The sequence below is a fragment of the Microbacterium sp. Leaf351 genome, from assembly GCF_001423825.1.
Lineage (GTDB): Bacteria > Actinomycetota > Actinomycetes > Actinomycetales > Microbacteriaceae > Microbacterium > Microbacterium ginsengisoli.
In genome coordinates this window covers 22,855-24,121 of the sequence record NZ_LMPK01000003.1, presented here as the reverse complement: position 1 = coordinate 24,121, position 1,267 = coordinate 22,855, and the positions used below count along the sequence as shown (strand labels likewise).

Here is a 1,267-nt window from a genome sequence, read left to right as displayed (position 1 = left end):
CCCGCACCGACCTGCAGCGCCACGGCGCCGACGTCGAGCGCGCCGTGCTCTCCCGCGCGGTGCTGTGGCACGCGCAGGACCGCGTGATCCGCCACGGCAACCAGACGATCGTCTTCTGAGGCGGGCGCGGCGTGGGCCGCGGCATCCGCCCCGAAGTGGTCAGAACACGTACTCCATGAGCTCGAGCCCGAGCACCCGGAACGCGTCGTGCGCCCGCAGCCGGTGCGCGATCGACAGGTCGTCGAAGCAGACCGTCAGCGCGTAGGACACCCCCGCGCGGGGACCGGCGAGCACCCCCGCCTCGGCGCGTACGCCGTCGCCCCGGCCGGTCTTGTTCAGGAACAGCAGACCATGCTCGTCGCCCTCGTGAGCGAACGGGTCGAGCCCGGTGACGGATGCCGCGAGGCTCAGGTCGTGCCCATGGCTCAGCCACTCCGACACCTGCGCACTGACGGCGGGTGTCACGACGCGGGAGTTCACGAGGTCGGCGAACAGCCGCGCGTACTCGCGGGTCGCGCCGAGCGCGACGTGCGGGGCGTCGTCGGGGCCGCGCCGGTCGCGGAAGGCGTCCATCATGGCCGAGCGCGACAGCCCGAGCTGCTCGAGCCGCACCCGCACGGCGGGGAGTCCGATGCGGGCGAGCAGCGCGTTCGCCGCGAGGGCGTCGCCGGTGGATGCCGCCAGCACCGCGAGGTCGACGACAGGCAGCGACGGCGCGGCGAGATGCTGCCAGGTTCCCGGCCCCGCGACCGCGGGGAGGCTCGTGCGGTCGACCACCTCGTAAGGGTCGAGGCGGTTCTGGTCGATCTGCGCCGCCACCTCCACCAGAAGAGGCACGACGCCGAGCCCCGCGATCGGCAGGCTCACGTAGTCGTCACCGACGAGCACCGCGCTGCCGCGGTCGAGGTCGTCGACGTGCACCGACACCTGGGCGCCCGCGACGGCGAGGGCGTCGAGCGCCGCCATGGTCGACGTGAACGAGCGTCGCCCCACGGCGACACGGCGGCCCGACCGGCTCGCCGCACGGCGGCGCCCGGGCGACGCCTCGGCGCCCCGCGCACGATCAGGAGTCGGTGCCACGGTGGGCTCCCTCCCGTCGGGTGCGGTGCGCGCGCACGGCGACTGTCAGCATCCGTTCGCGTGAGGCCATGCCAGCACGGCCGGGTTACCAGATGGTGACGCGCTCGCTCTCGGGGAGCCAGAGCGCATCGGTCTCGGTCACGCCGAACGCCGCGTAGAAGGCGTCGACGTTGCGCACGATCTGGTT

At 73.7% G+C, this 1,267-nt stretch carries 1 protein-coding gene and 1 pseudogene; one reads left to right on the top strand and one right to left on the bottom strand.

What is annotated here, in order from left to right:
- Positions 1-119, top strand: a pseudogene (locus tag ASG00_RS16340) (formyltetrahydrofolate deformylase); the annotation flags it as partial.
- Between the two features lie 40 nt (positions 120-159).
- Here ASG00_RS16340 and ASG00_RS01575 read toward each other — a convergent pair.
- The gene (locus tag ASG00_RS01575) at positions 160-1,080 is read right to left on the bottom strand and encodes a serine hydrolase (RefSeq protein WP_045246363.1); all 921 of its coding nucleotides are present in this window, start codon (positions 1,078-1,080) and stop codon (positions 160-162) included.
- Between the last annotated feature and the right edge of the window lie 187 nt (positions 1,081-1,267).